27 protein-coding genes are annotated in these 24,436 nt (G+C 61.1%); 17 read left to right on the plus strand and 10 right to left on the minus strand.

The window, feature by feature from the left end; translation table 11 throughout:
* Window positions 1-34: 34 nt before the first annotated feature.
* From ASD70_RS16620 to ASD70_RS16660, 9 genes are all read left to right on the plus strand, one after another.
* Window positions 35-721 carry a YggS family pyridoxal phosphate-dependent enzyme gene (locus tag ASD70_RS16620; RefSeq protein ID WP_046069935.1) on the plus strand — a complete coding sequence of 229 codons (687 nt, stop codon included), beginning with the start codon at window positions 35-37 and terminating at the stop codon, window positions 719-721.
* A 34-nt stretch (window positions 722-755) separates the two neighbouring features.
* Window positions 756-1,574: a pyrroline-5-carboxylate reductase gene (gene proC / locus ASD70_RS16625; RefSeq protein ID WP_056846964.1), complete on the plus strand. Its 819-nt coding sequence runs from the start codon at window positions 756-758 to the stop codon at window positions 1,572-1,574.
* Window positions 1,575-1,599: 25 nt separating this feature from the next.
* Window positions 1,600-2,187 carry a YggT family protein gene (locus tag ASD70_RS16630; protein ID WP_046069937.1) on the plus strand — a complete coding sequence of 196 codons (588 nt, stop codon included), beginning with the start codon at window positions 1,600-1,602 and terminating at the stop codon, window positions 2,185-2,187.
* A 141-nt stretch (window positions 2,188-2,328) separates the two neighbouring features.
* Window positions 2,329-3,471 carry a homoserine O-succinyltransferase MetX gene (metX, locus tag ASD70_RS16635; RefSeq protein WP_046069938.1) on the plus strand — a complete coding sequence of 381 codons (1,143 nt, stop codon included), beginning with the start codon at window positions 2,329-2,331 and terminating at the stop codon, window positions 3,469-3,471.
* A gap of 25 nt (window positions 3,472-3,496) precedes the next feature.
* The gene (gene metW / locus ASD70_RS16640) at window positions 3,497-4,117 is read left to right on the plus strand and encodes a methionine biosynthesis protein MetW (RefSeq protein ID WP_046069939.1); all 621 of its coding nucleotides are present in this window, start codon (window positions 3,497-3,499) and stop codon (window positions 4,115-4,117) included.
* Window positions 4,118-4,138: 21 nt separating this feature from the next.
* Window positions 4,139-4,576, plus strand: coding sequence for a DUF4426 domain-containing protein (locus tag ASD70_RS16645; RefSeq protein WP_046069940.1), 438 nt, complete (start codon window positions 4,139-4,141; stop codon window positions 4,574-4,576).
* A complete protein-coding gene (gene rdgB / locus ASD70_RS16650; RefSeq protein WP_046069941.1) occupies window positions 4,573-5,166 on the plus strand; it encodes an RdgB/HAM1 family non-canonical purine NTP pyrophosphatase in 594 nt (197 codons plus the stop codon). The genes ASD70_RS16645 and rdgB overlap by 4 nt, the downstream gene beginning before the upstream one ends.
* A complete protein-coding gene (hemW, locus tag ASD70_RS16655; protein WP_046069942.1) occupies window positions 5,163-6,365 on the plus strand; it encodes a radical SAM family heme chaperone HemW in 1,203 nt (400 codons plus the stop codon). The genes rdgB and hemW overlap by 4 nt, the downstream gene beginning before the upstream one ends.
* Window positions 6,366-6,386: 21 nt before the next feature.
* On the plus strand, window positions 6,387-6,710 hold the full coding sequence (locus ASD70_RS16660; RefSeq protein WP_003176691.1) for a DUF3392 domain-containing protein: 324 nt from the start codon (window positions 6,387-6,389) through the stop codon (window positions 6,708-6,710).
* 141 nt (window positions 6,711-6,851) lie between these two features.
* Here the strand turns inward: ASD70_RS16660 and trmB are convergent, their stop codons facing one another.
* The 4 genes from trmB to ASD70_RS16680 form a co-directional block, all read right to left on the minus strand.
* On the minus strand, window positions 6,852-7,577 hold the full coding sequence (trmB, locus tag ASD70_RS16665; protein ID WP_032878921.1) for a tRNA (guanosine(46)-N7)-methyltransferase TrmB: 726 nt from the start codon (window positions 7,575-7,577) through the stop codon (window positions 6,852-6,854).
* Window positions 7,578-7,586: 9 nt separating this feature from the next.
* Entirely contained in the window at window positions 7,587-8,381 is a 795-nt protein-coding gene (locus ASD70_RS16670; RefSeq protein ID WP_032884143.1) for a thiazole synthase, read from the minus strand.
* Between the two features lie 64 nt (window positions 8,382-8,445).
* Window positions 8,446-8,646, minus strand: coding sequence for a sulfur carrier protein ThiS (gene thiS / locus ASD70_RS16675; RefSeq protein ID WP_046072595.1), 201 nt, complete (start codon window positions 8,644-8,646; stop codon window positions 8,446-8,448).
* A gap of 71 nt (window positions 8,647-8,717) precedes the next feature.
* Window positions 8,718-9,098 carry a DUF423 domain-containing protein gene (locus ASD70_RS16680; RefSeq protein ID WP_056846965.1) on the minus strand — a complete coding sequence of 127 codons (381 nt, stop codon included), beginning with the start codon at window positions 9,096-9,098 and terminating at the stop codon, window positions 8,718-8,720.
* Between the two features lie 74 nt (window positions 9,099-9,172).
* Between ASD70_RS16680 and mtgA the strand changes: the two genes are divergently transcribed.
* Entirely contained in the window at window positions 9,173-9,895 is a 723-nt protein-coding gene (gene mtgA / locus ASD70_RS16685; protein WP_046069944.1) for a monofunctional biosynthetic peptidoglycan transglycosylase, read from the plus strand.
* 131 nt (window positions 9,896-10,026) lie between these two features.
* Here mtgA and rpoH read toward each other — a convergent pair whose 3' ends face one another.
* The 4 genes from rpoH to ftsY all read right to left on the minus strand — a co-directional run bounded on the left by rpoH (window position 10,027) and on the right by ftsY (window position 14,074).
* Complete coding sequence (gene rpoH, locus ASD70_RS16690) at window positions 10,027-10,881, minus strand: RNA polymerase sigma factor RpoH (RefSeq protein WP_003176698.1); 855 nt, start codon at window positions 10,879-10,881, stop codon at window positions 10,027-10,029.
* 129 nt (window positions 10,882-11,010) lie between these two features.
* A complete protein-coding gene (gene ftsX, locus ASD70_RS16695) occupies window positions 11,011-12,033 on the minus strand; it encodes a permease-like cell division protein FtsX (RefSeq protein ID WP_056846966.1) in 1,023 nt (340 codons plus the stop codon).
* Window positions 12,030-12,701, minus strand: coding sequence for a cell division ATP-binding protein FtsE (ftsE, locus tag ASD70_RS16700; protein ID WP_003195112.1), 672 nt, complete (start codon window positions 12,699-12,701; stop codon window positions 12,030-12,032). Before ftsE ends, ftsX begins: the two co-directional genes overlap by 4 nt.
* Complete coding sequence (ftsY, locus tag ASD70_RS16705) at window positions 12,698-14,074, minus strand: signal recognition particle-docking protein FtsY (protein ID WP_056846967.1); 1,377 nt, start codon at window positions 14,072-14,074, stop codon at window positions 12,698-12,700. Before ftsY ends, ftsE begins: the two co-directional genes overlap by 4 nt.
* Window positions 14,075-14,412: 338 nt before the next feature.
* On the opposite strand from ftsY, the gene ASD70_RS16710 reads away from it, so the two are divergent.
* From ASD70_RS16710 to ASD70_RS16725, 4 genes are read left to right on the plus strand one after another with little or no spacing between them, the layout of a single operon-like run.
* A complete protein-coding gene (locus tag ASD70_RS16710) occupies window positions 14,413-15,768 on the plus strand; it encodes a M16 family metallopeptidase (RefSeq protein ID WP_056846968.1) in 1,356 nt (451 codons plus the stop codon).
* A complete protein-coding gene (locus tag ASD70_RS16715; RefSeq protein ID WP_056846969.1) occupies window positions 15,761-17,251 on the plus strand; it encodes a M16 family metallopeptidase in 1,491 nt (496 codons plus the stop codon). Before ASD70_RS16710 ends, ASD70_RS16715 begins: the two co-directional genes overlap by 8 nt.
* Window positions 17,251-17,868, plus strand: coding sequence for a 16S rRNA (guanine(966)-N(2))-methyltransferase RsmD (gene rsmD / locus ASD70_RS16720; RefSeq protein WP_056846970.1), 618 nt, complete (start codon window positions 17,251-17,253; stop codon window positions 17,866-17,868). The genes ASD70_RS16715 and rsmD overlap by 1 nt, the downstream gene beginning before the upstream one ends.
* A gap of 51 nt (window positions 17,869-17,919) precedes the next feature.
* The gene (locus ASD70_RS16725; RefSeq protein ID WP_056846971.1) at window positions 17,920-18,915 is read left to right on the plus strand and encodes a hydrolase; all 996 of its coding nucleotides are present in this window, start codon (window positions 17,920-17,922) and stop codon (window positions 18,913-18,915) included.
* Between the two features lie 120 nt (window positions 18,916-19,035).
* On the opposite strand, the gene ASD70_RS16730 is transcribed toward ASD70_RS16725, so the two are convergent.
* Together ASD70_RS16730 and ASD70_RS16735 are read right to left on the minus strand one after the other, a co-directional pair.
* A complete protein-coding gene (locus ASD70_RS16730) occupies window positions 19,036-19,890 on the minus strand; it encodes a sulfurtransferase (protein WP_056846972.1) in 855 nt (284 codons plus the stop codon).
* Window positions 19,891-19,924: 34 nt separating this feature from the next.
* On the minus strand, window positions 19,925-20,596 hold the full coding sequence (locus tag ASD70_RS16735) for a TetR/AcrR family transcriptional regulator (protein WP_005792294.1): 672 nt from the start codon (window positions 20,594-20,596) through the stop codon (window positions 19,925-19,927).
* Between the two features lie 145 nt (window positions 20,597-20,741).
* Between ASD70_RS16735 and ASD70_RS16740 the strand changes: the two genes are divergently transcribed.
* From ASD70_RS16740 to ASD70_RS16750, 3 genes are read left to right on the plus strand one after another with little or no spacing between them, the layout of a single operon-like run.
* Complete coding sequence (locus tag ASD70_RS16740) at window positions 20,742-22,169, plus strand: coniferyl aldehyde dehydrogenase (RefSeq protein ID WP_046069952.1); 1,428 nt, start codon at window positions 20,742-20,744, stop codon at window positions 22,167-22,169.
* 29 nt (window positions 22,170-22,198) lie between these two features.
* Entirely contained in the window at window positions 22,199-22,744 is a 546-nt protein-coding gene (locus tag ASD70_RS16745; RefSeq protein ID WP_056846973.1) for a hypothetical protein, read from the plus strand.
* A gap of 37 nt (window positions 22,745-22,781) precedes the next feature.
* On the plus strand, window positions 22,782-24,377 hold the full coding sequence (locus ASD70_RS16750; RefSeq protein WP_046069954.1) for a GMC family oxidoreductase: 1,596 nt from the start codon (window positions 22,782-22,784) through the stop codon (window positions 24,375-24,377).
* Window positions 24,378-24,436: the final 59 nt, after the last annotated feature.

The following is a 24,436-nucleotide window of genomic DNA, read 5'->3' on the forward strand; positions in this document are numbered from 1 at the left end:
TGCCGCGGACTCCATATCCACGGGTGCAACTTGAATGTCGACGATAGCAGACAACATCGGCCTGGTTAGCCAGCGCATCCGCGCCGCAGCCGAGGCCGCGCAACGTGACGCAAGCAGCATCCACCTGCTGGCCGTGAGCAAGACCAAACCTGCCCAGGCGGTGCGCGAAGCCTATGCCGGTGGCATGCACGACTTTGGCGAGAACTACCTGCAGGAGGCCCTGGGCAAACAGGCCGAATTGACCGACCTGCCCTTGAGTTGGCACTTCATCGGCCCCATTCAATCGAACAAGACTCGCGCCATCGCCGAGAACTTCGCCTGGGTGCATTCCGTGGACCGCCTGAAAATCGCACAACGCCTGTCCGAACAACGCCCGGCCGACCTGCCGCCGCTGAATATCTGCATCCAGGTCAATGTTAGCGGTGAAGCCAGCAAGTCCGGCTGCACGCCTGCCGACCTGCCGGCCCTGGCCAATGCCATCAGCGCGTTACCGCGCCTGAAGCTGCGTGGCCTGATGGCGATCCCCGAGCCAACTGAAGACAGGGCCGCGCAGGATGCAGCGTTCGCCAGGGTGCGCGACCTGCAAGCCAGCCTGGACCTGGCGCTCGACACACTTTCCATGGGCATGAGCCATGACCTTGAGTCGGCCATCGCCCAAGGCGCCACTTGGGTGCGCATCGGTACCGCCCTGTTTGGCGCCCGCGATTACGGCCAGGCGTGAAATGGCTGACTTCCCTCGAAAATAAGGACCTGTCATGAGCAACACGCGTATTGCCTTTATCGGCGCCGGTAACATGGCGGCCAGCCTGATCGGCGGCCTGCGGGCCAAGGGCCTGGACGCCGAGCAGATCCGCGCCAGCGACCCGGGCGCCGAAACCCGCGAGCGCGTCAGCGCCGAGCACGGTATCGAAACGTTTGCCGACAACGCCGAGGCCATCCATGGCGTCGACGTGATCGTACTGGCGGTCAAGCCCCAGGCCATGAAGGCCGTGTGCGAGAGCCTGCGCCCGAGCCTGCAACCTCATCAGCTGGTAGTGTCCATTGCCGCCGGTATCACCTGCGCCAGTATGAACAGCTGGCTCGGTGCCCAGCCCATCGTGCGCTGCATGCCTAACACCCCGGCGCTGCTGCGCCAAGGCGTCAGCGGCTTGTATGCCACCCACGAAGTCACAGCGCAGCAACGCGACCAGGCCGAGGAGCTGCTGTCTGCCGTGGGCATCGCCGTGTGGCTGGAGCAGGAGCAGCAGCTGGATGCGGTTACCGCTGTTTCCGGCAGCGGCCCGGCCTACTTCTTCCTGTTGATCGAGGCCATGACCGCAGCCGGCGTCAAGCTGGGCCTGCCCCATGATGTCGCCGAGCGACTGGCCGAACAAACAGCCCTGGGCGCCGCGAAAATGGCCGTCGGCAGCGATGTGGATGCCGCCGAGCTGCGCCGTCGTGTAACGTCTCCGGGCGGCACTACGCAAGCCGCCATCGAATCGTTTCAAGCCGGGGGCTTTGAGGCCCTGGTGGAAACAGCACTGGGTGCCGCGGCACATCGTTCAGCCGAGATGGCTGAGCAACTGGGCAAATAGTCGTCCCTTACCAAGGTAATCAAACATGCTCGGAATCAATGACGCTGCCATTTTTATCATCCAGACCCTGGGCAGCCTGTACCTGCTGATCGTGCTGATGCGCTTTATCCTGCAACTGGTGCGGGCCAACTTCTACAACCCCCTGTGCCAGTTCGTGGTCAAGGCCACGCAGCCACTGCTCAAGCCGCTGCGCCGGGTGATCCCGAGCCTGTTCGGCCTGGACATGTCCTCGCTGGTGCTGGCGTTGCTGCTGCAAATCCTGCTGTTCGTGGTGATCCTGATGCTCAACGGCTACCAGGCGTTCACCGTGCTGTTGTTGCCATGGGGGCTGATCGGTATTTTCTCGCTGTTCCTGAAGATCATCTTCTGGTCGATGATCATCAGCGTGATCCTTTCGTGGGTCGCACCGGGCAGCCGTAGCCCGGGCGCCGAATTGGTGGCCCAGATCACCGAACCGGTGCTGGCGCCGTTCCGTCGCCTGATCCCGAACCTGGGTGGCCTGGATATCTCGCCGATCTTCGCGTTTATCGTGATTCAGTTGATTCAGAGCTGGGTGATTCCACGCCTGGCGTACTTTGCGTACATGCCCAAAGAGCTGTTCGGCCTGATCTGAAATATGCAAAAAATTGTGGGAGGGGGCTTGCCCCCTCCCACATTTGTATCTTTGTATTGAATTGAATCCGTGCAGGCCTTTGCTTGCCGCTGGGGGCCCCGCTCTTTAGACTTACGCCTCATTTAAACGAGAGCAGGGTCGATGCCAGCTGCCTTCCCCCCCGATTCCGTTGGACTGGTCGTGCCCCAAGTGGCGCACTTCAGCGAACCGCTGGCCCTGGCCTGCGGCCGTTCGTTGCCCGCCTACGACCTGATCTATGAAACCTACGGCGAACTGAACGCCACGGCGAGCAACGCCGTGCTGATCTGCCACGCCTTGTCCGGCCATCATCACGCTGCCGGCTTCCACTCTGTGGACGAGCGCAAACCCGGCTGGTGGGACAGCTGCATCGGCCCCGGCAAACCCATCGACACTAACAAGTTCTTCGTGGTCAGCCTCAACAACCTCGGCGGTTGCAACGGTTCCACCGGCCCCAGCAGCCTCAACCCGGAAACCGGCAAGCCGTTCGGCGCGGACTTCCCGGTGCTGACCGTGGAAGACTGGGTGCACAGCCAGGCACGCCTGGCCGACCTGCTGGGCATCGGCCAGTGGGCCGCAGTAATTGGCGGCAGCCTGGGCGGCATGCAGGCGCTGCAATGGACCATCAGCTACCCGGACCGCGTCCGCCATTGCCTGGCCATCGCCTCAGCGCCCAAGCTGTCGGCGCAGAACATCGCCTTCAACGAAGTGGCGCGCCAGGCCATCCTCACCGACCCCGAGTTCCACGGCGGTTCGTTCCAGGAAGCCGGCGTGATCCCCAAGCGTGGCCTGATGCTGGCGCGGATGGTGGGGCATATCACCTACCTTTCCGACGATTCCATGGGCGAAAAATTCGGCCGTGGCCTCAAGAGCGAGAAGCTCAACTACGACTTCCACAGCGTCGAGTTCCAGGTAGAAAGCTACCTGCGTTATCAGGGCGAAGAGTTTTCCGGGCGTTTCGACGCCAACACCTACCTGCTGATGACCAAGGCCTTGGACTATTTCGACCCGGCCGCCAACCACGGCGACGACCTGGCGAAAACCTTCGAGAACGTCACGGCCAAGTTCTGTGTGATGTCATTCACCACTGACTGGCGTTTCTCGCCGGCCCGCTCCCGTGAGCTGGTGGACGCCCTGATGGCCGCCAAGAAAGACGTTTGCTACCTGGAAATCGATGCTCCACAAGGCCACGATGCCTTCCTGATCCCGATCCCGCGTTACCTGCAGGCGTTTCGCAACTACATGAACCGAATCACGCTTATATGAATTGCTTACGCTTTGGGAGAACGCCATGAGAGCCGACCTGGAAATCATCCAAGACTGGATCCCCGCCGGCAGCCGCGTGCTCGACCTGGGCTGCGGCGATGGCGAACTGCTGAGCTGGCTGCGCGACAACAAGCAAGTCACCGGCTACGGCCTGGAAAACGACCCGGACAACATCGCCCAGTGCGTGGCCAAGGGCATCAACGTGATCGAGCAGGACCTGGACAAGGGCCTGGGCAACTTTGCCAGCAACAGCTTCGACATCGTGGTGATGACCCAGGCCCTGCAAGCGGTGCACTATCCGGACCGCATCCTTGACGAAATGCTGCGCGTCGGCCGCCAATGCATCATCACCTTCCCCAATTTCGGTCACTGGCGCTGCCGCTGGTACCTGGCCACCAAGGGCCGCATGCCGGTCTCGGATTTCCTCCCGTATACCTGGTACAACACGCCGAACATCCACTTCTGCACCTTCGAAGACTTCGAAGCCCTGTGTGGCGAGCGTGAAGCCAAGGTGATCAACCGCCTTGCCGTCGATCAACAGCACCGCCACGGCTGGGCGAGTAAGCTATGGCCCAATCTGTTGGGCGAAATCGGTATTTACCGGGTCAGCAGCCCTGGCCTGTCCGACCACAAAGTTGCCGTCTAATCATCTTCAAGAGGAACGTTCATGAGTCGTTTGGCTATTTTTCTATTGACCGCATGCCTGGGCGCCAGCGCCATGGCCGCCGACGCTATCGACGCTAATCGCAAGAAGGATTTTGGCGATATCACCGTCCACTACAACACCTTCACCTCCAGCTTCCTGCCACCCGAGACCGCTCAGAAAGTCGGCGTGGTGCGCAGCAAGGAGAAGGGGCTGATCAATGTGACTGTGATCAAGGGCGTGGCCCCGGTCGCGGCGCAGGTGACCGGCACCATCAAGGATCTGGGTGGCAAGAGCGAGATCCTGACGTTCAAGCAAATCGAAGAAAAAGGCGGGATCAGCTATCTCGCGCCCTATTCGGTGACCCAGCGCGAATACAAGACGTTTACCATCAACGTTGAAACCGGCGGCAAAGCCCATGGTTTCCAATTCAATCAAGAACTGTTTCCGGCCGACCGATGAATCTCTCCCAACTGGTATTGGCCAGCCATAACGCTGGCAAACTCAAAGAACTGCAGGCCATGCTCGGCGAATCAGTGCAACTACGCTCGATTGGCGAGTTCAGCCAGATCGAGCCGGAAGAGACCGGCCTGTCGTTCGTTGAAAACGCCATCCTCAAGGCACGCAATGCCGCGCGCATCTCCGGCCTGCCGGCGTTGGCGGACGACTCGGGCCTGGCAGTGGACTTTCTCGGCGGCGCCCCCGGCATCTATTCGGCCCGTTATGCCGATGGCAAGGGCGATGCGGCCAACAATGCCAAACTGCTCGACGCCCTCAAGGACGTGCCGGATGCCGAACGCGGCGCACAGTTCGTCTGCGTTCTGGCCCTGGTGCGGCACGCCGATGACCCTTTGCCGATCCTGTGCGAAGGCTTGTGGCAGGGGCGCATCCTGCACGCCGCCAGCGGCGAACATGGCTTTGGCTACGACCCATTGTTCTGGGTGCCGGAGCGCAATGTTTCCAGCGCCGAACTGAGCCCGGCCGACAAGAACCAGATCAGCCACCGCGCCCGCGCCATGGCCTTGCTGCGCCAGCGCCTGGGCTTGAAATGACCCAGAACACCTCTGCGCAGCCGCTGATCCATGGTGGCGCGCAAACACCACGGGCGGCCCTGCCCCACCTGCCGCCCTTGGCGCTGTACATCCACATCCCTTGGTGCGTGCGCAAATGCCCGTATTGCGACTTCAACTCCCACACCGCCAGCAAGGTGCTGCCGGAAGAAGAGTATGTAGATGCATTGCTGGCGGATCTGGATCAAGACCTGCACGCCGCTTATGGCCGGGAACTGAGCTCGATTTTCTTCGGTGGCGGCACCCCTAGCCTGTTCAGCGCCGCCGCGTTGGGGCGCTTGCTCAGGGGTGTGCAAGCGCGCATCCCGTTTGCCACGGATATCGAGATCACCCTGGAAGCCAATCCCGGGACCTTCGAGCAAGAGAAGTTCGTGGCCTACCGCAAGTTGGGGATCAATCGCCTGTCCATCGGCATCCAGAGTTTCCAGCAGGAAAAACTTGAGGCCCTGGGTCGCATCCACAATGGCGATGAAGCCGTGCGCGCTGCCGGTATGGCCCGCCAGGCAGGGTTCGATAACTTCAACCTGGACTTGATGCATGGCCTGCCCAACCAGTCCCTGGACGACGCCCTCGGCGACCTGCGCCAGGCCATTGCGCTTAATCCGACGCACCTGTCTTGGTACCAACTGACCCTGGAACCCAACACCGTCTTCTGGAACCAGCCGCCCGCGCTGCCGGAAGACGACACATTGTGGGATATTCAGGAAGCCGGCCAGGCCCTGCTCGCCGAGCACGGTTACGCGCAATACGAGGTGTCGGCCTACGCCCAACCGGGGCGGCCGGCGCGACATAACCTGAATTACTGGAGCTTTGGCGACTTTATCGGCATTGGCGCTGGCGCCCACGGCAAGCTCAGCCACCCGGACGGGCGCATCGTGCGCACCTGGAAAACCCGTGCGCCCAAGGACTACCTCAATCCGGCCAAAAGCTTCCAGGCCGGGGCGAAAGAACTGACCAACGACGAGCTGCCGTTCGAGTTCCTGATGAACGCTTTGCGCCTGACCGAGGGCGTCGATGCCAGGCTCTACGCCGAACGCACCGGGCTCGAGCTGGCCAGCCTCGACGAAGGCCGCCGCGAGGCAGAACAAAGTGGCTTGATGCAGGTCGAACCGTCACGCCTGGCGGCAACCGACCGCGGGCAACTCTTTCTCAATGACCTGTTGCAGAAGTTTTTGAGCTGATAGCTCTTTTAAGGAAATCGAATGGATCTGGTACTCGACCTGCTCGCCACCGTATCCCGCTGGAGCCGTAGCAACCTGTCGGAAATCTCCCTGGCACTCGTGGGCTGCTTGCTGGTGCTGTTCGGCGCCGATATCAAGGGCTGGGTCGAAGCGCGCCTGGGCAGCATCGCTGGCGCCTTGCGCGTGCCCTTGATGGCCCTGCTGTGCATGATCGGCAGCGGTGCGGCGTTGATCTACGCAACGCCGTGGATTGTGCGGGGGTTGAGCCAGTTCAATAATTACAGCCTGGCGCCGGTGTTGGTGGTGGTGCTGGTGTTGATTGGGGTGGTGGCAGACCGCCGCTGATCTCGAACCCAACACAAAACAAAATGTGGGAGGGGGCTTGCTCCCGATTGCGGTGTATCAGCCAAAGATTTGGTGGCTGACACCCTGCTATCGGGAGCAAGCCCCCTCCCACATTTGATTGCATTTCAAGCTGATGACTGTTTAAGCCAACTTCTCAAACTTCAAATCCCACACCCCATGCCCCAACCGCTCACCACGGCGCTCAAACTTGGTGATCGGCCGCTCGGCCGGGCGCGGCACGCACTTGCCATCTTCCGCCAGGTTGCGGTAGCCAGGGGCGACGTTCATCACCTCCAGCATGTATTCCGCGTACGGTTCCCAGTCGGTGGCCATGTGCAGGATACCGCCCACTTTCAGCTTGCTGCGCACCAACTCCGCAAAGGACGCCTGGACGATACGACGCTTGTGGTGACGGGCTTTGTGCCATGGATCGGGGAAGAACAGCATCAGGCGGTCGAGGCTGTTGTCGGCGATGCAGCGGTTGAGCACTTCAATCGCATCGCAGTCGTAGACTCGCAGGTTGGTCAGGCCCTGGGTGAGCACGCCGTTAAGTAACGCACCAACGCCTGGACGGTGCACTTCCACACCGATGAAATCCTGCTCCGGTGCGGCCGCGGCCATTTCCAGCAGGGAGTGGCCCATGCCGAAGCCGATTTCCAGGGAACGTGGGGCCGAACGGCCAAAGACCTGGTCGTAATCAACCGGCGCATCGGCCAGAGGCAACACGAACAGCGGCGTACCTTGTTCCAGGCCCTTCTGCTGGCCTTCGGTCATGCGACCGGCGCGCATCACAAAACTCTTGATGCGGCGGTGCTTGGACTCGTCGCCTGCTTCCACGGTGTTCGGCGTTTCGTTTGATTCAGTCATCAATAGCTCTTACTTGATCAGACCATCCAGCGGCGAAGAGGCGCTGGCATAGAGTTTTTTCGGCATGCGCCCGGCGAGGTAGGCCAGGCGGCCCGCGACGATCGCGTGTTTCATGGCTTCGGCCATCATGATCGGTTGCTGGGCGTGGGCGATGGCCGAGTTCATCAGCACCGCATCGCAGCCCAGTTCCATGGCGATGGTTGCATCGGAGGCTGTGCCCACGCCCGCATCCACCAGCACCGGGATCTTGGCTTCTTCAAGGATGATCTGCAGGTTGTACGGGTTGCAGATGCCCAGGCCGGAACCGATCAACCCAGCCAGCGGCATAACGGCGATACAGCCGATTTCGGCCAGTTGGCGGGCAATGATCGGGTCATCGCTGGTGTAGACCATCACGTCGAAGCCTTCCTTGACCAGGGTTTCAGCGGCCTTGAGGGTTTCGATCACGTTGGGGAACAGGGTTTTCTGGTCGGCCAGCACTTCCAGCTTCACCAGGTTGTGGCCGTCGAGCAGCTCACGAGCCAGGCGACAGGTGCGCACGGCTTCGATGGCGTCATAGCAGCCAGCGGTGTTCGGCAAGAAGGTGTAGCGATCCGGCGACAGCACTTCGAGCAGGTTCGGTTCGCCTTCGATCTGGCCAAGGTTGGTGCGGCGCACGGCGAAGGTGACGATCTCGGCACCCGAGGCTTCGATGGCCAGACGGGTTTCTTCCATGTCGCGGTACTTGCCGGTGCCGACCAGCAGGCGGGACTGGTAGGTACGACCGGCCAGGACGAAAGGCTTGTCGCTACGAACGATGCTCATGGGAAATCCTCTGTTTGGATGAGGTTCTGCAGAATGCGGGTTGACGCACTTGGGCGCCGGGCGGCTAGCCGCCGCCGATGGCGTGGACCACTTCGACCTGGTCACCTTCGACGAGCGCGGTCTCGGCGTGCTGGCTACGCGGAACGATATCCAGGTTGAGCTCCACTGCGACGCGTCGCCCGGTCAGGTCCAGGCGGGTCAGCAGGGCCGCGACGGTTTCGCCATCGGGCAGTTCAAAGGATTCGCCGTTCAACTGAATGCGCATGCCACGGGCCGCCATCGTTTTTAGGGGCCAGTATTCTAGCTCGATTGGAACCTAAAGGTCAGCTCCAAGCGTCAAGCGGTCAGCTGCAAGCGCCAGGCCGCAAGGCCGAGGAAGAACCAGCCGAGCAGGAATGCCAGCCCGCCGAAGGGCGTGATGATCCCCAGTTTGCTGATGCCGGTCAGGGTCAGCGCATACAGGCTGCCGGAAAACAGCAGAATACCGACGGTAAACGAGATGCCCGCCCAGCTGACCAACCGCCCAGGAATATGTGCCGCCAGTAAGGCCACGCCGAACAGCGCCAGGGCGTGCACCAACTGGTAGGTCACACCGGTGTGAAAGATCGCCAGGTACTCGGCGCTCAGGCGGTTTTTCAGGCCGTGGGCGGCAAACGCCCCCAGGGCGACACCGGTAAAGCTGAAAAAGGCAGCCAGCATCAGAAAGCTACGCAGCATGGGGAACTCCAGTCAGACTCATCGGGCAGGGTCTGTATAATGGCCCGCTCAACGGGTTCGGCCAAGCCATCTCTATGCTGCGTGTCCTCTTCAAACGCTTTCTCAACGTCGTGAAATGGTTTGCCATCGGCAGTGTGTTGCTGGTGCTGCTGTTCAGGGTTGTCCCGCCACCGTTCACTGCATTGATGGTGGAGCGCAAGGTCGAATCCTGGATCGACGGTGAGCCCATTGACCTGCAACGCACCTGGGTGCCGTGGGATGAGATTTCCAACGACCTGAAAGTGGCAGTGATGGCCGGTGAAGACCAGCGCTTCCCGCAACATTGGGGTTTTGATTTCGGTGCGATCCAGGCGGCGATCCAGCACAACGAGCGCGGCGGTTCGATACGCGGCGCCAGCACGTTGAGTCAGCAGGTGTCGAAGAACCTGTTCCTGTGGGCCGGTCGCAGTTATCTGCGCAAGGGCCTGGAGGCGTGGTTTACCGGGTTGATCGAGGTGCTGTGGCCCAAGGAGCGGATTCTTGAGGTGTACCTCAACAGCGTGGAGTGGGATGAAGGTGTGTTTGGTGCAGAGGCGGCGGCGCGGCACCATTTTGGCGTGAGTGCCAAAGGCCTTTCACGGCAACAGGCCAGTTACCTGGCGGCTGTATTGCCTAATCCGCGGGTGTGGAGTGCCAGCCACCCGACAGCTTACGTGGCGCGACGGGCGGCGTGGATTCGTCAGCAGATGAGTCAGTTGGGTGGGGATGGCTACCTGACTGAGCTGAACAACTCTCGAAAAGCCCCCTGGTCCAACTGACACAATACAAAATAACTGTGGGAGGGGGCTTGCTCCCGATAGCAGAGTGTCAGTCAACATCAAAGTGACTGATCTATCGCTATCGGGAGCAAGCCCCCTCCCACATTTTCAAACCAGCATTGCCAGCAGGATTAAGCAGCGATCGACAGCTTCAACTTGTTCATCGCGCTTTTCTCAAGCTGACGAATCCGCTCGGCCGACACGTTGTACTTCTGCGCCAGGTCGTGCAGCGTGGCTTTCTCTTCTGCCAGCCAGCGTTGGTAGAGGATGTCGCGGCTGCGGTCGTCCAGTACTTCCAGCGCTTCGTGCAGGTTGTGGTTGGAGTTGTCGCTCCAGTCGGCGTCTTCCAATTGACGCGCCGGGTCGTACCGGTGGTCTTCCAGGTAGTTGGCCGGCGATTGGAAGGCGCTGTCGTCATCCGCTTCGGCGGCTGGGTCGAAGGCCATGTCATGGCCGGTCAGGCGGCTTTCCATCTCGCGCACTTCACGAGGCTCCACACCGAGGCTTTCGGCCACGCGGTGGACTTCCTCATTGTTCAGCCATGCCAGGCGTTTCTTCTGGCTACGCAGGTTGAAGAACAGCTTGCGCTGGGCCTTGGTGGTCGCCACTTTCACGATGCGCCAGTTGCGCAGGATGAACTCGTGGATTTCCGCCTTGATCCAGTGCACGGCAAACGACACCAGGCGCACACCCATTTCAGGGTTGAAGCGCTTTACAGCCTTCATCAGACCGACGTTGCCTTCCTGGATCAGGTCAGCCTGGGCCAGGCCGTAGCCGCTATAGCTACGGGCGATATGTACGACAAAACGCAGGTGGGCGAGCACCATCTGCCGAGCCGCCCCCAAATCCTGCTCATAGTAGAGACTCTCGGCCAGTTCACGCTCCTGCTCGGGCGTCAGCAATGGAATGCTGTTGACCGTGTGCACATAGGCCTCCAGGTTCGCACCCGGGACCAAGGCATAAGCAGGTTGCAAAGAAGTGGTCATACGAAAAAACCTCCGACTCACATAACTCGTGCAGTTCAGCACTGCGAAAATTGACCGGGAACCGTAGGACAAGTTCCCTAAACCACTGATACGGTCAATACAAACGAAACCACATTACCCTGGCATTAACTACTTCGGCGCCAGCTCACGTAAATGCCGTGCTACCGCAATCCAGGCACCGATATACCCCAACAGGACCGCGCCAAGCAAGAGACTCAGACCATCGGCAACCGGCACCCCGGTCAAGGCAAAATCACTGCCATACAAACCGGCCAGCCCAACCACCGCGTCGTTCAGCCAATCAAGGCCAAACGCCAGCACGCCCCAGGACAAAACCCCGGCACCCAAGCCATAAAGCGCGCCCATGTATAGAAAAGGACGACGCACATAGCTGTCCGTGCCGCCGACCAGTTTAATCACTTCTATCTCGGTGCGACGGTTTTCAATATGAAGACGAATGGTATTACCTATCACCAAAAGTAATGCAGACACCAACAACACCGTCAAACCGAACACAAAGCGGTCGCCCAGCTTGAGGATCGCGGCCAGACGCTCTACCCAGACTAGATCAAGTTGCGCCTGTTGCACCTTCGGCATCTCTGCGAGTTTTTGTCGCAGGGCCTCCAGGGCCGGCTTATCGACTTCGTTCGGCGTCACCAGCACCACGCCAGGCAATGGGTTCTGCGGCAGCTCCTTGAGCGCCTCGCCCAGGCCGGATTGCTGTTGGAACTCTTCAAGGGCCTGGTCGCGGCTGATGTACTCGGCCTCGGCAACGCCCGGGATGTTCTTGATGTCGTCGCGCAGCGCTTCGCCGTCCTTGCTGCTGGCGTCCAGGTTCAGATACAGCGAAATCTGCGCCGCACGCTGCCAGGAGCCACCCAGGCGCTCGACATTATTAAGCAGCAGCGACAAGCCCATCGGCAGGCTCAACGCCACGGCCATCACCAGGCAGGTGAAGAAGCTGCCTATCGGCTGCTTGCCCAGGCGGCGCAGGCTGTCGACCAGGCTGGCCCGATGGCTTTCGATCCAGGCATGCAGCAAGGTGCCGAAGTCAGGACCGTCGTCTTCGTCGCGCTTTTTCTTCGGTGGTTGCGGGTCGGCCGGTTTCGGCGCCACGCGTTCGGACACTTTAGGACTGCGAGTGGCACTCATACGCCGGCCTCCCCATCACCAATCAGGCGACCGCGTTGCAGGGTCAGCATGCGATGACGCATGCGGGCGATCAGGGCCAGGTCGTGGCTGGCGATCAGTACGCTGGTGCCCAGGCGGTTGATGTCTTCGAACACGCCCATAATCTCGGCCGCCAGGCGCGGGTCGAGGTTACCGGTAGGTTCGTCCGCCAGCAACAAGGCCGGACGGTGGACGATGGCGCGAGCAATACCGACGCGTTGTTGCTGGCCGGTGGACAGGTCACCAGGGAAGAGATCGGTCTTGTCCGACAAGGCTACGCGTTCCAGGGCCGAGTCCACGCGCTTGACGATCTCGGCCTTGGACAACCCGAGGATCTGCAACGGCAAGGCCACATTGTTGAAGACCGTGCGGTCGAACAGCAACTGGTGGTTCTGGAACACCACGCCGATCTGACGGCGTAGGAACGGAATCTGTGCATTGCTGATGGTCGCCAGGTCCTGGCCTGCCAGCAGCAACTTACCGGTGGTCGGGCGTTCCATGGCCAGCAACAGACGCAACAGCGTACTTTTGCCCGCACCCGAATGCCCGGTAACAAACAGGAATTCGCCGCGCCGCACCCGAAAGCTCAGCTCATGCAAGCCCACATGCCCGTTGGCATAGCGTTTACCGACCTGTTCGAATCGAATCATGAACGCTCCCGCTCGGCAAACAGCGCCTGTACAAAGGGTTCGGCTTCAAAAGTGCGTAAGTCATCGATGCCTTCACCGACACCGATATAACGAATCGGCAACCCGAACTGTTTAGCCAGGGCGAAAATCACACCGCCCTTGGCCGTGCCGTCAAGCTTAGTCAATGCCAGGCCGGTCAGTTGCACCGTCTGGTTGAATTGCTTGGCCTGGCTGATGGCGTTCTGGCCAGTGCCGGCGTCGAGCACCAGCAAGACTTCGTGCGGCGCGTCGGCATCGAGCTTGCTGATGACACGGCGGACTTTTTTCAGCTCTTCCATCAGGTTGTCTTTGGTGTGCAGGCGCCCGGCGGTATCGGCGATCAACACGTCGATATTACGAGCCTTGGCCGCTTGCACGGCATCGAAGATCACCGAAGCGGAATCGGCACCGGTGTGCTGGGCGATCACCGGAATCTTGTTGCGCTCACCCCACACCTGCAATTGCTCGACCGCGGCGGCACGGAAGGTGTCACCGGCGGCGAGCATGACTTTCTTGCCCTCACCCTGCAGCTTCTTGGCCAGCTTGCCGATGGTGGTGGTCTTGCCGGCGCCGTTAACGCCGACCACCAGGATCACGAACGGCTTGTTCGGCGTGATCACCAGCGGCGCCTCCACCGGCTTGAGCATCGCCGCCAGTTCGGCCTGCAAGGATTTGTACAGGGCATCGGCGTCGGTCAACTGCTTGCGTGCGACCTTCTGGGTCAGGCTCTGGATGATCACGGCGGTGGCTTCGACGCCCACGTCGGCAGTGAGCAGGCGGGTCTCGATGTCTTCCAGCAGCTCATCATCAATGACCTTCTTGCCCAGGAACAGGCTGGCCATGCCTTCACCAATGCTGGCGCTGGTCTTGCTCAAGCCCTGCTTGAGACGGGCGAAGAACCCGGTCTTGCTGGTTTCGGCAGGGACGGTTGGCTCTTCGATCACAGCGGGAGCGGCAATCTGCACGGGCGCAGGCTCGACCGGTGCTTCGACAACCACCGGCTGCGGCTCTATAACCACCGGGATCGGCGGAGCCACATGCTCGGCCTGCACATCTTCAACCAGTGCTACAGGCTCTTCGGCCACCGGCAATTGCGGCCACGGTTTGTGCTCGGGTTCAGGCTCGGGCTCTGCCTCGACCACGGGCTGCAATACCGGCTCGGCCATCGGCAACACCACCGGCGCCGGGGTATCGGCAACCGGTTCGGCTTCTACTAAAGGCTCAGGAACGGGCTCGGGTTGAACCTGCGGCTGTTCGACGACGGTTTCCTGCGGCTTTTTGCGCAGCCATCCGAACAGGCCTTTTTTCTCGCCAGCCGCAGCTGGGCTCTTCTTGTCGTCGTTGGAACCAAACATGGAGGACGGCTATCTCAAAGTAGCGATGCGCCAGGGCGCCTCGGTAAATAAATTCGATGCAGAACAGACTGCTTTAACGCCCGCTTGTTCATGCGCAACATTTTGTAAGGCGTAAATAAAGGCCTTGGCAAATCGTTTCAATATAGGACTGAAGCGATAAAATCGGCGAAAAGTTGAAGATCGTCGGGGAAAAACACCCTCAATTCCAACATTCCTACGACTGGATCCAGGACTAGATGACAACCGCAGTGGCCGTCTCTAAATCGGATCAGTATCCTAGCACCTCCTCGCCCGCCGACGCTAAGACCAAGCGGGCAGCCCAACAGGTTTAAAAACGAATGAATGCTCTAGCCCGCCGCGCCGCAGGCCTGCTGCTCAGCACAGTTTGTCTGCCCCTCTCAGCCTTGGCTGCCGACCCACAACCCACCCATGAATTCACCCTGGATAACGGCCTTAAAGTGGTCGTGCGCGAAGATCATCGTGCGCCCGTGGTGGTTTCCCAGGTCTGGTACAAGGTTGGCTCAAGCTACGAAACCCCGGGCCAGACCGGTTTGTCCCACGCCCTGGAACACATGATGTTCAAGGGCAGCGCCAAGGTTGGCCCAGGCGAAGCCTCGCTGATCCTGCGTGACCTGGGCGCCGAAGAAAACGCGTTCACCAGCGATGACTACACCGCCTATTACCAGGTGCTGGCCCGCGACCGCCTGGGCGTGGCCTTCGAACTGGAAGCCGACCGCATGGCCAGCCTGCGCCTGCCTGCCGACGAGTTCAGCCGCGAAATCGAGGTCATCAAGGAAGAACGCCGCCTGCGCACCGACGATAACCCGATGTCCAAGGCCTACGAGCGTTTCAAGGCCATGGCCTTCCCCGCCAGCGGCTACCACACGCCGACCATCGGCTGGATGGCTGACCTGGACCGCATGAAGGTCGAGGAGCTGCGCCACTGGTACCAATCCTGGTATGTGCCGAACAACGCCACCCTGGTGGTGGTCGGCGACGTGACCCCGGACGAGGTGAAAAACCTGGCCCAGCGTTACTTCGGCCCGATCCCCAAGCGTGACGTGCCACCGGCGAAGATCCCAATGGAGCTGCCCGAGCCTGGCGAGCGCCTGCTAACCCTGCACGTGCAGACCCAACTGCCGAGCGTATTCCTGGGCTTCAACGTCCCTGGCCTTGCCACTGCCGAAGACAAGCGCTCGGTACAAGCCCTGCGCCTGATCTCGGCCCTGCTGGACGGCGGCTACAGCGCACGTATCTCCGAACAACTGGAGCGTGGCGAGGAGCTGGTGTCTGCCGCTTCCACCAACTACGACGCCTATACCCGTGGCGATACGCTGTTCATGCTGTCGGCCACACCCAACCAGCAGAAGAAAAAGACCGTAGCCCAAGCCGAAGCCGGCCTGTGGCGCCTGCTTGATGAGTTGAAAGCCAAGCCGCCGACTGCCGAAGAACTGGAACGGATCCGTGCCCAGGTGATTGCCGGCCTGGTGTACCAGCGTGACTCCATTACCAGCCAGGCCACGGCCATCGGCTCCCTGGAAACCGTCGGCCTTTCCTGGAAACTGATGGACAGCGAGTTGGCCGATCTGCAAAGCGTCACGCCGGAAGATATCCAGAAAGCTGCCCGCACCTATTTCACCCGCGAACGTCTGAGCGTCGCCCGTGTTTTGCCTGAGGAGAGCGCTCATGAATAATCGTAAAAGCAGCCGCCTGATCCTGCCCGGCCTGATCGCTGTCACCCTGGTCGCGGCCAGTGCCGTGTATTTCCTGCGCCCGAGCGAGTCGGTCGCCAGCCAGGCCCTGGACAAGGCCCAATCGGCCAGCACCCTGCAATCCCTGGCAGAACTGGACGGCAAGGCACCGACCAACCGCAAGCTCGATGTGCAGACCTGGACCACAGCCGAAGGCGCCAAGGTGCTGTTCGTCGAAGCCCATGAACTGCCGATGTTCGATATGCGCATCCTGTTCGCTGCCGGCAGCAGCCAGGATGGCGATACGCCGGGCCTGGCACTGATGACCAATGCCATGCTCAACGAAGGCGTGCCGGGCAAGAATGTCAGCCAGATCGCCAGTGGTTTTGAGGGCCTGGGTGCCGACTTCGGCAATGGTGCCTACCGCGACATGGCGCTGGTCTCCCTGCGCAGCCTGAGCGACAGCGATAAGCGCGAAGCAGCCCTGACACTGTTTGACCAAGTGATCGGCCAGCCGACGTTCCCGGCGGACTCCCTGGCACGGATCAAGAATCAGATCCTGGCCGGTTTCGAGTACCAGAAGCAGAACCCCGGCAAGCTGGCGAGCATTGAGCTGTTCAAGCGCCTGTACGGCGACCACCCTTATGCGCACCCAAGCGAAGGCACCTCCGAGAGCGTGCCGAAGATCACCTTGGCGCAGTTGCAGGCGTTTCACGCCAAAGCCTATGCGGCCGGTAATGCGGTGATTGCGGTGGTGGGCGATCTGACCCGCGCCGAAGCCGAGGCCATGACGGCCAAGGTCTCTGCGTCGCTGCCCAAAGGCCCGGCCATGGCCAAGATTGCCCAGCCGACCGAGCCAAAACCCGGCCTGAGCCGCATCGAGTTCCCATCCAAGCAAACCCACTTGCTGTTCGCGCAACTGGGGATCGACCGCGCTGATCCGGACTACGCCGCTTTATCCCTGGGCAACCAGATCCTCGGCGGCGGCGGCTTCGGCACCCGCTTGATGAGTGAAGTGCGTGAGAAGCGCGGCCTGACCTACGGTGTGTACTCCGGTTTCTCACCGATGCAGGTGCGTGGCCCGTTCATGATCAACCTGCAGACCCGCGCCGAAATGAGCGGTGGCACCCTGCGCCTGGTTGAAGACGTGCTGGCTGAGTATCTCAAGACCGGCCCGACGCAAAAAGAACTGGATGACGCCAAGCGCGAACTGGCTGGCAGCTTCCCGCTGTCCACCGCGAGCAATGCCGATATCGTCGGGCAGTTGGGCGCCATGGGTTTCTACAACCTGCCGCTGAACTATCTGGAAGATTTCATGAAACAATCCCAGGCCCTGACCGTAGAGCAGGTCAAGGCAGCCATGAACAAACACTTGAGCGCCGACAAGATGGTCATCGTGACCGCCGGCCCGACGATTGCGCAAAAGCCACTACCGCCCCCCACTGATAAACCTGCCGAGCAGCCGCTCGGGGTTCCGGAGCATTAATGGCCAGTTCATCTCGCCCGAAAAAACCTGTCCACAACGTACATAACGGTGTGGGCCAACTGCGCATCATTGGCGGTGAATGGGGCAGCCGCAAGCTGAGCTTCCCCGACGTCGTCGGCCTGCGCCCGACGCCGGACCGCGTGCGTGAAACCCTGTTCAACTGGCTCGCGCCGTATATCGGCGGGGCCAAGGTGCTTGATCCGTTCGCCGGCAGTGGCGCGTTATTCCTGGAGGCGCTGTCCCGTGGTGCCGCCCAGGGCCAGGCGCTGGATGCCAGTAATGTGGCAGTGTCCAGCCTCAAGGAGCACCTGGGCACGCTGCGCTGCACTACCGGCCAGGTGCAGACGGCTGACGCGCTGCGCTATCTGGAAACCCAGGCGGCCACGGAATATGACGTGGTGTTTCTCGACCCGCCGTTCAACCAGAACCTGCTGCCGACCGTGTGCGCATTGCTGGAAGAACGTCAGTGGTTGGCACCGGATGCCTGGGTCTACACTGAAAGCGAGACCGCGCCGTCCACACTCGGCCTGCCGGGCAGCTGGCGCCTGCACCGGGAGCAGAAATCCGGGCGGGTGTATTACGCACTGTGGCACCGGTTGGTCGAAAACGCCGCTTAACCTGTGGCGAGGGAGCTTGCCACGGCGAGCTCACTGGCTACCGAGAGTTTCATGACCCCCTCTTCCGACTTGTTCAAACCCGCCTTCGGCCTCGGCAACCCCCACCTGCAAACATTGTGGGGGCCGCTGTGGCGCCCGACGACCCACATCGAGCGCCAGCGCGAACGCCTGTGGCTGGAAGACGGCGACTTCCTCGACCTCGACTGGCACGGCCCCCACGATGCACAGGTACCATTGGTGCTGGTGTTGCATGGCCTCACCGGTTCGTCCAACTCACCTTACGTGGCCGGCCTGCAAAAAGCCCTTGCCGCCCAAGGCTGGGCCAGCGTCGCATTGAACTGGCGGGGCTGCTCCGGCGAGCCGAACCTGCTTGCCCGCAGCTATCACTCCGGCGCCAGCGACGACTTGGCGGCGGCGATTGCCCATCTGCGCACCAAGCGGCCTCTGGCTCCCTTATATGCCGTAGGGTATTCACTGGGCGGCAATGTGTTGCTCAAGCACCTGGGGGAAACCGGCATGGCTTCGCAGCTGCAAGGCGCGGCGGCGGTGTCGGTGCCGTTTCGCCTGGACCAGTGTGCTGACCGCATCGGCTTGGGGTTTTCGCGGATCTATCAGAAACATTTCATGCGCGAGATGCTGGCGTATATCCGCGTCAAACAGCGCCAGTTTTTGCAGGATGGCAGTGAGGAAGGGCTCAAAACCCTGAACGCATTGGGCTCCCTGGAAAAGATGCGAACGTTCTGGGACTTCGACGGGCGGGTGACGGCGCCGCTGCATGGTTTTATGAGTGCTGAGGATTACTATCGCCGCGCTTCCAGTCGCTACTACCTGGGCGATATCCGCACGCCAACGCTGATCATCCAGGCGGCCGATGATCCGTTTGTGTTTGCTCATAGCCTGCCCGAGGCGAGTGAACTCTCGGAGTGCACCGAGTTTGAATTGCTGGCAAAGGGTGGGCACGTGGGGTTCGTGGAGGGCTCGCTGAAACGCCCAGGCTATTACCTGGAACGCCGCATCCCCCAATGGCTACTGGCACAACATGGATAAAAATGTGGGAGGGGGCTTGCTCCCGATTGCAGTGGGTCAGCTAAACATAAGCTGACTGTTACACCGCTATCGGGAGCAAGCCCCCTCCCACATTTTGATTGGGTTTACAGGGCCAATTGCTCAGTCGCCTGTTGCAATTTCCCGCGCCGGATCCGTAATCCACTCACTCCACGACCCCGCATACAACTTGCCCAACGGATATCCTGCCAACGCCAGCGCAAACAGGTTATGGCACGCCGTCACCCCCGAACCGCAGTACGCCACCAACTCCTCCGGCGGACGCCCCTTTAACTGCGCAGCAAAGCGCTGCTTGAGCTGCTCGGCCGGCAGAAAGCGCCCGTCACTGCCCAGGTTTTCAGTGAATGCTGCGCACTGCGCGCCTGGGATGTGCCCGGCAATCGGATCAATGGGCTCAACCTCTCCACGAAAGCGCGGCTGGGCGCGGGCATCGATCAGGGTCAAGCCAGGTCGGCCCAGGCGTTTGTGCAAGTGTTCGGCATCCAGCACCAACCGGTGATCCGGCGCTCCGGCAAAGGTGCCCGGTTCGATCACTGGTGCATCCAGGCTCAAGGGGAAACCAGCGACATGCCAGGCCTTGAGGCCACCGTCGAGAATAAACACGCCCTCCCGCTTGCCCAGCCAGGCCAGCAGCCACCAGGCACGGGCGGCATAGGCGCCTGGGCCATCGTCATATAGCACCACATCGGTGTCGGCACTGATGCCCCAGGCCCGTAGCTGCTTGGCGAACGTGTCTGCTGCTGGCAAAGGATGACGACCCGTCACGCCCTTGGTTACCGGGCCGCTGAGGTGGCGCTCCAGGTCGGCGTATTGAGCCCCCTCGATATGCCCTTCGGCGTAACTGCACAGCCCGTAGTCCGGGTCTTCCAGGGCAAAGCGGCAATCCAGGATCACCAGCCCGGCTGACTTCTGGCGCTCGGCCAATTGTTGGGGGCTGATCAGTTGGGCAAGCGGCATGATGGACTCCTGTGAATACAAAGGGGGAAAGGTCCTACTTCACTTCTTCCAGTGCCTGGTTCAACGGCACGTAAAACTCTTTGAACAAGGCGTCCACCGCCTCTTTGGCCTGGGGCGTGACAAAACCCGCCTCCAGTACCAGCACCTGATACACCCCGCGCTTGATCGCCTCGGCGCTCAGGTGGGTGGATTTCTCATTGGTGGTGCACAGGAATCGCACCCACGAGGTCAGGATTATCCAGGCGTTCAGGGTCAGGGCTTCGGTTTGCACCGGGTCCATATTGAGAATGCCTGCGTCGACAAACCCCTGGTAGATGGCACCACCCTGGATCAGGCAACGCTGGGAAAACCGCCGGTAGCCGGTGGCCAGTTCCGGGTCGCTTTCGAGTAAATGTTCAAGGTCGCGGTGCAGGAAACGGTAACGCCACATGCCCGCCAGCACGGCCTGCAGATAAAAGCGCTTGTCTTCCACCACCATCGTGCGCCCCTGGGGCGGGCGCAGGAAACTGTCCACCAACGCTTCATATTCGCGAAACAGCACGGCGATGATCGCCTGCTTGTTGGGGAAGTGGTAGTACAGGTTACCCGGGGAAATTTCCATGTGGGCGGCAATGTGGTTGGTGCTGACACTGCGCTCGCCCTGCTGGTTAAAAAGCTCCAGGCTGGTTTGCACAATGCGCTCGCTGGTCTTTACTCGTGGTGCCATGGGGGATCAGCTTCTATACACGGGATGGGCCATCTTACGGCCTATGCCGGCCAGGATAAATCCGGATGTTACTGCAATGTTATTTGACAATTTAGAGCAATGACTCTAAAAATCCAGGCAGACCAATAACAACCGGGACCGCGCCATGTCTGCCAACGTTGCCTACCTGCAAGATTCCCAGGCGCTGGATCACCTCCAGGACCTGTTTGACGCCCAACGTCGCGCCTACGCCGCCAACCCGATGCCACCGGCGGCGCAACGCCAGCAATGGCTCAAGGCCTTGCGGGACATGCTCAGCGATGAACGCCAAGCGCTGATCACGGCGATCAGCCAGGACTTCAGCCATCGCAGCGCGGACGAAACCCTGTTCGCCGAACTGATGCCCAGCCTGCACGGCATTCACTATGCCAGCAAACACCTCAAGGGCTGGATGAAACCCTCCCGCCGCGCTGTAGGCATTGCCTTCCAGCCCGCCTCGGCCAAGGTTATTTACCAACCCTTGGGCGTGGTCGGCGTCATCGTGCCGTGGAACTACCCGTTGTACCTGGCCATCGGTCCGCTGGTCGGGGCGTTGGCAGCCGGCAACCGGGTGATGCTCAAGCTCAGCGAATCCACGCCCGCCACCGGCGAACTGCTCAAGACGCTGCTCGCCAGGATCTTCCCCGAGGACCTGGTTTGCGTGGTACTGGGCGAAGCCGAAGTGGGCATGGCGTTTTCCAAATTGCGCTTCGATCACTTGCTGTTCACCGGCGCCACCAGCATTGGCAAGCACGTGATGCGCGCAGCCGCCGAACACCTCACGCCGGTCACCCTGGAGCTGGGCGGCAAGTCGCCGGCCATTGTCTCGGCCGATGTACCGCTCAAAGACGCCGCCGAGCGTATCGCCTTCGGCAAAGCCTTGAACGCCGGGCAAACCTGCGTGGCGCCGGACTATGTGTTGGTTCCGGAAGACCGCGTGGAGGGGTTTGTCGAGGCTTACTCCAAGGCCATTCGCGGGTTCTATCCGACCCTGGCTGACAACCCGGACTACACCGCCATCATCAACGAGCGACAACTGGCCCGGCTCAATGCCTACGCCAAGGACGCCACCGACAAGGGCGCCACCCTGATCCCGCTGTACGAGCAAGGCCAGGCGCGACGGATGGCCCACAGCCTGCTATTGAATGTCAGCGACGACATGACCGTGATGCAGGACGAAATCTTCGGCCCGCTTTTGCCCATCGTGCCTTATCGCGGCCTTGACCAAGCCTTTGCCTACATCAACCAGCGTCCGCGCCCACTGGCCCTGTATTACTTCGGCTACAACAAGGGCGAGCAGGAGCGCGTGCTCCACGAAACCCACTCCGGTGGCGTATGCCTGAATGACACCTTGCTGCACGTCGCCCAGGATGACATGCCGTTCGGTGGCATCGGCCCGTCGGGCATGGGCCATTACCACGGCCATGAGGGTTTCCTGACGTTCAGCAAGGCCAAGGGCGTGCTGGTCAAACAACGCCTCAACGCAGCGAAGCTGATCTACCCGCCCTATGGCAAATCGATCCAGAAACTGATCCAGAAGCTGTTTATCCGCTGATAACCGCCACCTTCGGGACGATAAAAATAATGAACCCCAGCCTGACTGACTCACCCGCGCTGTCGCGGCGCGGTGTCTTGAAAATCGGCCTGTGCGCCAGCGCGTTTCTCGCCACTGCCGGGCTTGGCGCCAGCCTCAGCGGCTGTTCCAGCAGTACACCTGCCAGTGGCTTTGCCATGCTGCGCGCCAGTGACTTGCCGTTCTTGCGTGCGGTGATCCCGGTGCTGCTGGAAGGCGCGGCCAGCGCCGAGGCGGTGGTCGCTGGCATTGACGACACTCTGAAAAAGCTCGACTACAGCCTGCAGCACTTGTCGCCAGAAATGTTCAAGCTCACCCAGCAGTTATTTGACGTGCTGAGCATGGGTATCACCCGCGGCCCGTTGACCGGTATCTGGGGCAGTTGGGAAAACGCCAGTAGCGAGCAAATCCGCAACTTCCTGCACCGTTGGGAGAACAGCTACCTGAACCTGCTGCGCATGGGCCAGGGCTCGTTGCTCAAGCTGGTAATCATGGCCTGGTACTTCCGGCCCGCGTCCTGGGTCCATTGCGGCTACCCCGGCCCGCCGAAGATCTGATTCGCATCCCTCACAATAAAAACCAGAGACGAACCTGATGCCCGTACCCGATCTGTTCCGCGACGGCCTGGCCCGAGGCTGGAAAACCCACAACGGCGCCGCCCTCGACAACGACCTGACCCTGGAAGCCGATGTAGCCATTATCGGCAGCGGTGCCGGAGGCGGCACCACCGCCGAAATCCTCAGCGCCGCCGGCTACAAAGTGTTGTTGATCGAAGAAGGCCCGCTCAAGACCAGCAGTGACTTCAAGCTGCTGGAGGACGAAGCCTATGCCAGCCTTTACCAGGAAGGCATCGGGCGTATGAGCAAGGACGGCGCCATTACTATCCTGCAAGGCCGGGCGGTGGGTGGCACCACCTTGATCAACTGGACCTCCAGTTTTCGCACACCCGACGCCACCCTCGCCCACTGGGCCAGCGAATACGCGGTGAAAGGCCACAGCAGCGCCGAGATGGCACCCTGGTTCGAAAAAATGGAGCAGCGCCTGGGCATCGCGCCGTGGGCGTTGCCACCGAATGCCAACAACGATGTGATCCGCAAAGGCTGCGAAAAACTCGGCTACAGCTGGCATGTGATCCCACGCAATGTGCGCGGCTGCTTCAACCTGGGTTATTGCGGCATGGGCTGCCCGGTCAATGCCAAGCAGTCGATGCTGGTGACGACTATCCCCTCCACCCTGGAAAACGGCGGCGAGCTGCTGTATCTGGCCCGCGCCGAGCAGCTCAAATACAGTGGCGACACTATCAGCAGCCTGGAGTGCGTGGCCATGGACGAACGCTGCGTGGCCCCCACCGGACGCAAGATCAGCGTGAAGGCCAGGCACTACGTGCTGTCGGGCGGAGGCATCAACAGCCCGGCCCTGCTGATGCGCTCGGACGCACCCGACCCGCATTCGCGGCTGGGCAAGCGCACTTTCCTGCATCTGGTCAATTTCTCCGCCGGGTTGTTCGACGAAGTGATCAACCCGTTCTACGGTGCACCGCAGTCGATCTATTCCGACCATTTCCAATGGCAGGACGGCACCACCGGTAAAATGTCCTACAAGCTTGAAGCACCGCCTTTGCATCCAGGGTTGGCCAGCACCCTGTTCGGCGGCTATGGCACGCAGAACGCACTGGACATGAATCGACTGCCCCACACCCACGCCATGCTCGCACTGCTGCGCGACGGTTTTCACCCCGACAGCCTGGGCGGCACTGTGGGTCTGCGGGGTGACGGCACGCCGGTGCTCGACTATCAGGTCTCGCCCTACGCCTGGGATGGCCTGCGCCGGGCCTTCCACAGCATGGCCGAGATCCAGTTCGCCGCAGGAGCCAAATCGGTCAAGCCCCTGCATCACGATGCAAGGTTCGTGAACACCTTGGCCGAAGCACGCAACGTGATTGACGGCTTGAGCCTGGAACTACACCGCACAACTCTGGGCAGCGCCCATGTGATGGGCGGTTGTGCCATGGGCGAAGATCCGAAAAACGCCGTGGCCGACAGCCTTGGCCGACATCATCAGTTGCGCAACCTGTCGATTCACGATGGCTCGTTGTTCCCCACCAGCATTGGCGCCAACCCACAATTGTCGGTGTACGGATTGACCGCGCAACTGGCGACAGCGTTGGCCGAACGTCTGAAAACGGCATGAAAAAGCCTGGGATTGACGACCTCTATCTACATAAGTCGACTTGGCCGACCGGGATGGCT

Origin of the sequence: Pseudomonas sp. Root569, from assembly GCF_001427465.1 — a bacterium.
Taxonomy (GTDB): Bacteria; Pseudomonadota; Gammaproteobacteria; order Pseudomonadales; family Pseudomonadaceae; genus Aquipseudomonas; species Aquipseudomonas synxantha.